Origin of the sequence: Psychroserpens burtonensis DSM 12212 (assembly GCF_000425305.1) — a bacterium.
In the GTDB taxonomy this organism is placed as follows: domain Bacteria; phylum Bacteroidota; class Bacteroidia; order Flavobacteriales; family Flavobacteriaceae; genus Psychroserpens; species Psychroserpens burtonensis.
Genome location: NZ_AUDE01000032.1, coordinates 22,249 through 29,523, shown reverse-complemented (window position 1 = coordinate 29,523; position 7,275 = coordinate 22,249). Strand labels below are relative to the sequence as shown.

General features: G+C 32.7%; 8 protein-coding genes. 6 read left to right on the top strand and 2 right to left on the bottom strand.

The features are described from left to right. Positions 1 to 111 precede the first annotated feature (111 nt). Together H593_RS0113950 and H593_RS0113940 are read right to left on the bottom strand one after the other, a co-directional pair. Positions 112 to 798 (bottom strand): serine hydrolase domain-containing protein, encoded by a 687-nt coding sequence (locus tag H593_RS0113950; protein WP_245585058.1) that lies wholly within the window; start codon positions 796 to 798, stop codon positions 112 to 114. 84 nt (positions 799 to 882) lie between these two features. Continuing rightward, positions 883 to 1,176 (bottom strand): hypothetical protein, encoded by a 294-nt coding sequence (locus H593_RS0113940; protein WP_028873001.1) that lies wholly within the window; start codon positions 1,174 to 1,176, stop codon positions 883 to 885. 541 nt (positions 1,177 to 1,717) lie between these two features. Here H593_RS0113940 and H593_RS0113935 point away from each other — a divergent pair. The 6 genes from H593_RS0113935 to sufB all read left to right on the top strand — a co-directional run bounded on the left by H593_RS0113935 (position 1,718) and on the right by sufB (position 7,257). Then, entirely contained in the window at positions 1,718 to 2,020 is a 303-nt protein-coding gene (locus tag H593_RS0113935; RefSeq protein WP_147232079.1) for a hypothetical protein, read from the top strand. 12 nt (positions 2,021 to 2,032) lie between these two features. Then, on the top strand, positions 2,033 to 2,380 hold the full coding sequence (locus tag H593_RS0113930) for a hypothetical protein (RefSeq protein ID WP_028872999.1): 348 nt from the start codon (positions 2,033 to 2,035) through the stop codon (positions 2,378 to 2,380). 2,001 nt (positions 2,381 to 4,381) lie between these two features. After that, entirely contained in the window at positions 4,382 to 4,846 is a 465-nt protein-coding gene (locus tag H593_RS0113915; protein WP_028872998.1) for an Rrf2 family transcriptional regulator, read from the top strand. A 43-nt stretch (positions 4,847 to 4,889) separates the two neighbouring features. Beyond that, a complete protein-coding gene (locus H593_RS0113910) occupies positions 4,890 to 5,216 on the top strand; it encodes a HesB/IscA family protein (protein WP_028872997.1) in 327 nt (108 codons plus the stop codon). Positions 5,217 to 5,301: 85 nt separating this feature from the next. Continuing rightward, positions 5,302 to 5,652 carry a 4Fe-4S dicluster domain-containing protein gene (locus H593_RS0113905; protein WP_028872996.1) on the top strand — a complete coding sequence of 117 codons (351 nt, stop codon included), beginning with the start codon at positions 5,302 to 5,304 and terminating at the stop codon, positions 5,650 to 5,652. Positions 5,653 to 5,808: 156 nt separating this feature from the next. Continuing rightward, positions 5,809 to 7,257 (top strand): Fe-S cluster assembly protein SufB, encoded by a 1,449-nt coding sequence (gene sufB, locus H593_RS0113900; RefSeq protein WP_028872995.1) that lies wholly within the window; start codon positions 5,809 to 5,811, stop codon positions 7,255 to 7,257. Positions 7,258 to 7,275 lie beyond the last annotated feature (18 nt).

Sequence of the window (7,275 nt, the reverse complement as noted above, 5' to 3'; positions counted from 1 at the left end):
TAACTAAATGGCAGTTGCAGAAAATTAAAAAAGCCCTAAAAAGGGCTTAATTGTGTTTTGGTCATAAATTTTTAGAGCGTTGTGCAACGATTACCGTTGTTGTAGCTAGTTTTATTCCACTAAACTTAATTTTCTCAGTAATGAATTTGACCTCAAATCTAAATTCGTATTACCAAAAATATAATTTCTCATAAGTATCACGCCATATTCGCTATCTTTTTCATATTCGAAATGAGCTGAATATCCTGCATTAGAACCTGCGAGTCCAATTGTATTTATTCCTTGGTCTGAATATAAATCAAAACCAAAACTATAATTAGATCTTAATCTTGTTGTCGGTGTTTGTGTTGTTTGCAATATTGTAATATTGTTTTCATTCAAAAGATTGGAGTATCCCATACAAGCTTTCATAAACTTAACCATATTGCTTGGTGTAGAGTAAAGAGCACCATTAGGTATTCTGTATCCAACTTCATTTTGTTCACTCTTAGGTCTTTCGTAATCATGTTCAGCAGTTGGTCCTCCAGCCATTCCCTTTGCTAAATTTTCTTTTTGATTTTCTGGAACATTAAAATAGGTATTATTCATTTTCAAGGGTCTGAAAATCTTTTCTCTAACTAATTCGATGTTTGAATATCCAAATCTTTCTCCAGGTTTTGAACGAAATGAGGTTTCTGGAATTGCTTTAATAAGATTACTTTCCCATTCATTAATATTTCCAAAACGTACACTTTCATCTCGACTTCTTGATTCTCTATCTAATCCAGAAGTATGTGTTGCTAATTGTTTTAAAGTAATAGGTGGATATTTGTCATAATCAACTAATTACTTAATCTCTGGCAAATATTTTTCAACAGGGTCATTTATATTGAGCATTTCTTCTTATTGAAGTTGTATCATTAAAAAACCAGGAAAGGATTTTGAAATTGAGCCCACTCGAAAGATGGTATTTAAATTGGCATTTCTGTAAGATTTTAATGTTAAAGTTGAATCCTTATAAATAATTGCAAGGGAAAAACTGCCATCAATATTATCGTCTTCAACATCATTTTTTACTAGAGCGGTAAAGTTCTCTATTATTTCGCTTTTAGTTTGTTTCGTTTTCTCATTTTCTTTTACTGATTCTTTGCAGCTCAATATTACTAGAACTATTAGAAGTGCTGAAATTCTTTTCATTTTCTAATAGGAATTAAGATTTGTTTAGATTGTAAATTGAATGATTCTTCAAATGTAGAGCATGTTTTTTTAATTGACTACGACAATTGGATATATACAATTATCGGTATATATCTTCAAATCTAACAAATTTTTAAAGACTTTGGTATAAAGAAATAGGAGTAGGTATCTTAGCAACCTTTAGAATTTGACATAAGTAATATAGAGTATCAATCAAAAAAAAACGAACCCTTTTATTCATAGGTTATCTAAGGGGGGATTGTAGAGTTGTAGAGAATAGAATTATCCTTTAAAAAGCTATAGATTGAATTATTAAAAGTGTACTCTAAATCGATTCCACAATTCAGTTTATCATATTAAAATTTGGTAAATATTTGATTATTAGTAATGTTTAGGCTCTTCAAGTTTGGTCTTTATCTTAAATGCTAGTGTTGAGCTACATTTATAATATGCTATTTATATTTTTTAAATTTAACTGCACTTGTATTACATTGAGTACACAATTAACCAAGAAAATCAATTAATTATGTGAACAAAAACAATGGCCTTATTCCTGATGCTCGCAATTGCATCTACGTTTTCTAATACCGTAAGTGCGCAAGAATCTGAAGATCATAATATGTGGGAGAACATCATGTTTACTGCAGATTATACACAATTAAAAACGTTGAGTACTAACATGCGCAAGCATAATGAAACGTATCACAAGGAGGCGCCTTATAAAGCTACAGTTTATATTATTAGTTCTGGTCCAAATGCTGGTAAAATAGTGTGGCAAATGTGGTCGATGATACTCAAGCATAATGATACTCATCCAAGTGCTAATGGTCACAATGCAGATTAGCGAGACAATGTGATGCCCTTTATTAAAGAAATCCATACTATAGAATACTGGACACAAGATGATGAAAAGTCTAATACTAGTATGTTGGGATCAGAAAACAGATATCCAATCATGTATCTTCGATATTTTGAAGATTCTGATGATCACGATTATACAATGGATACTATCTTTAAACAGGTGAGTGAAACCATCAAATCAATGGATGGTGAAAACCCTTGGGGTTTATACTATAATAGCTTTTTACAAGGTGATTTAGGTAGACATGTTGCGACCTTGAACTTTATGAAAAACTGCTCAGAAATGGATGAAGATAGAAGTTTCAAAGAGGCTTATGAAAAGTTGTTTGGTGAAAATTCATAGGATAATTTCCTAGAGACATTAGAGGATACATTTACCAATCGATGGGATGAAATCTGGGTGTATAATAAAAACCTTAGTGGGGATTAGTCTACATAAGTATGATATTAAAAAAAAACCGCTCTATTGAGCGGTTTTTTGTGTGTTTTGAGAGATTAACCCTTTTGTTCACTAATAATTATAAAACTGTCTGCTATTAGATAGTTACAACCGTCTGTGTTTAAAAGACAGATATTTAATAGCAGCAAGACCCCTTCAAGCTAGCTTGAAGGGGTTTGTTTTTACTATAGGTCCATGTGGTGCTATTTATACATAAAAAACAGTACTCTTGTCATAGCAATCTATACGTCCAGTCACTTACTGAGTTTTTGCTAAATGTTGTTCTAAGAATAACAGATTAAATGTTATAAAAAGTAGCAATAGAGAATACCTAAATATTATTTAGACGACTTATTTTTATTTTCATCAGAATCTAATGGCGAGAGTGGATCAAAATTTTTCTTCAAATTTGGATAGTTTTCCTCTCTTTGTTTCTTGTTTGAGTAGAAAATATTATAAAATGTTAGTCCTATATATATCGCGAATATTATTCCTCCTATTAAAAAAAATCCTATATTCATGATGTCCTTCTTTGTCTAATTGCAATTGCAAATAATAATATTGTACCTGGCCAATGTGCTGAATATTGAGCTTCTTCCGTCATGCCTAATATGCCATAACCTACTGAGTATAACAAACAAAGGAATGCTAAAATTACTGGGTACCACTTTAAAATAAATTGTTTCATCTTTTACCGTTTTATATAATTTTTAACCCAAGGTACGACATATGAGTGCAATGTTTTAAAAAAAAGGAGTGCGATTTTATTTTAAAATCTAATATATTTAACAGTAGGCTTTTATGACCTCCGTTTCGGGCGTTTATAGACGTCTTGGTGCAAGATTGTTTTTTTTTTTAAATTAAAAGGTGAATTAATACCTGTCCTGACTTCTGTGCATCTGAACATTTCAAAACAAATAAAGGGATATATTAAGAGAGCTTTAAAATATTAATTAAAAACTTAGGAGTTAAAATTAGACCATTCCTTTTTTTAGCTTCCCGGTGTGAATACTATTAAAAGATTGCGGATTTATATATAAATAGTATTTTGGTGGAGTCGGAGAGAGCGATTAGAATTTCAGCTATCTAGTGTTTATAACTGTTCTAAAGATGTTATTTTTAGTGGTCACTGAATTGGTCTCGATTTAAGATACTTTAACTTTTTAATCACAAGATTAATATTATATAGGTTGAATATTGATAAAATTGTATTGTAGGATTTGACAATCAAAATGAAGTATATCTAAATACTAGGAGTTCACAGGTTCAAATTCAGTTCCTGCTAATTAGTAGCACCTTCCACTTTTTTGGTTGCGGGTATTATGTTTTTAGAATTTAATGGAACCTGTGTTGAATCTCCTTAAATCTTTTTAATACGTTGTTAAACAAGGGGATTATTAGGAGTGTTTTTTGATAGCTCTAACTGATTTACAGTTACGCACATAATATATGTCAGTTTTAGGGAAAATAATAACCTTTAAAGATCTCTTTTTTTTAAGTTAAAATCTGTTTTTTTTGATATATGATACTCAGATGGGACAATTTCCCTTCATCTCGTAACACAAAAACATTAGGCGAATAAAAATTTCTTTTTTTGATTGGTTTATAGCTACTTGAAACTGCTGTTATTAATACGGCATCTTTAGGATTATTGATTAGTTCTACTAAATGTTCCCTTGTTGGAACTTCTTCTAAATCGACTTGACATTTTGAAATGTTTCGTTGAATGAAGTGTTTAAATCTATTCTATTCATACCTGTAGTGGTAAGATTATTTTGCATAACTGATATGTACTCTTTAGTATATATTAATATGTACTTTTTAGTATATATTGAAAATAATGTTTACATTTGTATGGGGAGCTTATTTTAATCACCATAAATCTATTATCAAAACTTTTAAAGAATGAAAATAACAGCACAAGACGAGTACGGCTTAAGAATACTGGTACGTATTGCAAAGTGTAAGGTTCAGACTGGCTTGAGCATCCCTCAGCTTAGTGAAATGGAAGGGCTGTCACGTCCCAATGTTTCAAAATTAACTCGAATACTTCGTGTCGAGGGTTTGATAAACAGTACCAAAGGACATGTTGGAGGATATGTACTTGCCAGACCTGCTGCGGATATTACGGTCAACGATGCTTTGAAAGCTTTAGGTGGACGTTTGTTCGATGAAGATTTTTGTGCGAATCATGTGGGAGTATTAAAACTCTGTACTAATTCTATCGATTGTTCTATTCGTTCACTTTGGTCAATGGTACAATCTTCTATTGATACGCTACTAGATAAGGTGACGCTAGCAGATTTATCGAATAGTGAAAAGGAAGCTATGTTTACTTTTCAAGGTTTCCTTGAAGAAAATACCAATTAAAAAAAATAAAAACACATTATCAATAATCTAATACCTAAATAAAATGATAACAGTTTCAGAAAACGCAAAGCAGCATGCGTTAGGTTTAATAACAAACGAAAATAGTCCCGAAGGGACATTTATTCGTGTCGGTGTTGATGGCGGAGGTTGTTCAGGTCTTACCTATAAACTCGTGTTCGATACCATAATAACAGAGACCGACAAGATTTTTGAAGACAAAGGAATAAAAATTGCCGTTGACAAAAAAAGCTTTTTGTATTTAATAGGTACAGAGCTCGATTACGTGGGAGGGTTAAACGGAAAAGGCTTTGTATTTGTCAATCCAAACGCGAGTAGAACTTGTGGTTGTGGAGAATCGTTCGGCGTTTAAAAGAGTTTAAAATTATAAGGTTAATACTGTTTTTAAGAAAATCTGATATCCTGAAGGCTCTTATAACACTATAAAAATATAGTAAATGGCAATTATAATTACAGATGAATGCATTAATTGTGGCGCTTGTGAACCAGAATGTCCTAATAATGCCATCTACGAAGGAGGGGATGAATGGCGTTTTTCTGACGGAACATCTATAAAAGGAACTTTTACCTCAAAAAGCGGATTAACTGCCAATGCAAATGAACCACAAGAACCTATATCAGACGATGTTTATTATATCGTAGCCGATAAATGTACCGAGTGTGTTGGTTTTCATGATGAACCTCAATGTGCTGCCGTTTGCCCAGTAGACTGTTGTGTGGATGATGATAACTGGCGAGAAAGTGAGGAAGAATTAGTTATCAAGAAAGACACACTACATTTAGTGTAATACCAATACAAGATGAAAATAGTGCTATACATAACATTAGGTTTATTGAGATGTATTGGATTTGTATGGAATAAATAATAGGGATAATAAATTAATCCAGATGGTTATTGGAGTTTAAATTTATTAAAGAATAACACATAGTAAAACTTAAATAATATGAATGAGGTTATAGAAGAAAAAATCAGCGCGGAATACAAATACGGTTTTGTTACCGATATTGACGCTGACAATGCACCGAAAGGATTGAATGAAGATATTATTCGTTTTATTTCTGCCAAAAAAAATGAACCAGAATGGATGTTAGTGTATCGACTGGAAGCATTCCGTCATTGGTTAACAATGGAGGAACCAGACTGGGCTCATGTTTCTTATCAGAAGCCAGACTTTCAGGAAATCATTTATTACTCAGCTCCAAAACCAAAAAAAGTATTAAAAAGTCTCGATGAAGTTGATCCTGAATTATTAAAAACATTTCAAAAACTTGGGATCTCAATCTTAGAACAAGAGCGCCTTTCAGGAGTAGAAAGTAGAGTTGCAATTGATGTTATTGTGGACAGCGTTTCTGTGAAAACAACATTTAAAGAAACCTTAGCTGAAAAAGGAATTATTTTTTGTTCGTTTGGAGAAGCCATTCAAGAACATCCAGAATTAGTACAAAAATACATGAGTTCTGTTGTTCCTTCTAGCGATAACTTTTTTGCAGCATTGAACTCGGCTGTTTTTACCGATGGTTCGTTTTGTTATATTCCAAAAGGCGTTCGTTGTCCAATGGAACTTTCAACGTATTTCAGAATAGAAGCGGCAGGTACCGGTCAATTTGAGCGTACCTTGATTATTGCAGAAGAAGGTTCGCAGGTGAGTTATCTGGAAGGTTGTACAGCACCAATGCGTGATGAAAATCAATTGCATGCAGCCGTTGTTGAACTTGTAGCTCATAAAAATGCACAAATAAAATACAGCACTGTGCAAAACTGGTATCCTGGAGATAAGGAGGGTAAGGGAGGCGTTTTTAATTTTGTTACTAAACGTGGGATTTGTTTGGAAGAAAATGCTAAAATATCTTGGACTCAAGTAGAAACAGGTTCTGCAATTACGTGGAAATATCCATCGGTTATTTTAAAAGGTGACAATTCGATAGGTGAATTCTATTCTGTTGCAGTTACAAATAACTATCAGCAAGCCGATACAGGAACAAAAATGATCCATATCGGGAAAAATACTAAAAGCACGATCATCTCAAAAGGGATTTCGGCAGGATTTAGTAACAACAGTTATAGAGGGTTAGTGCGCATTGCAAAAGGCGCAGAAAATGCTCGTAATTTTTCGCAATGTGATAGTTTATTAATGGGTGATCAATGCGGTGCACATACATTTCCATACATCGAAATAAAAAATAATACCGCCGTTGTAGAGCACGAAGCAACAACTTCAAAAATTGGTGAAGACCAGCTGTTTTATTGTAAACAACGAGGTATCGATAATGAAAAAGCTATTGGTTTAATTGTAAACGGCTATTGCAAAGACGTATTAAGTCAGTTGCCAATGGAATTTGCTGTTGAAGCACAAAAACTGTTGGAAGTTTCCTTGGAAGGTTCCGTAGGATAAAAGTAAACAATCAAAATT

What these genes read in the sequence shown, in the direction of transcription:
- H593_RS0113940 (WP_028873001.1), bottom strand. Translation starts at nt 1,176, where the DNA reads ATGAAAAGAATTTCAGCACTTCTAATAGTTCTAGTAATATTGAGCTGC.
- H593_RS0113935 (WP_147232079.1), top strand. Translation starts at nt 1,718, where the DNA reads ATGGCCTTATTCCTGATGCTCGCAATTGCATCTACGTTTTCTAATACC.
- H593_RS0113930 (WP_028872999.1), top strand. Translation starts at nt 2,033, where the DNA reads ATGCCCTTTATTAAAGAAATCCATACTATAGAATACTGGACACAAGAT.
- H593_RS0113915 (WP_028872998.1), top strand. Translation starts at nt 4,382, where the DNA reads ATGAAAATAACAGCACAAGACGAGTACGGCTTAAGAATACTGGTACGT.
- H593_RS0113910 (WP_028872997.1), top strand. Translation starts at nt 4,890, where the DNA reads ATGATAACAGTTTCAGAAAACGCAAAGCAGCATGCGTTAGGTTTAATA.
- H593_RS0113905 (WP_028872996.1), top strand. Translation starts at nt 5,302, where the DNA reads ATGGCAATTATAATTACAGATGAATGCATTAATTGTGGCGCTTGTGAA.
- sufB (WP_028872995.1), top strand. Translation starts at nt 5,809, where the DNA reads ATGAATGAGGTTATAGAAGAAAAAATCAGCGCGGAATACAAATACGGT.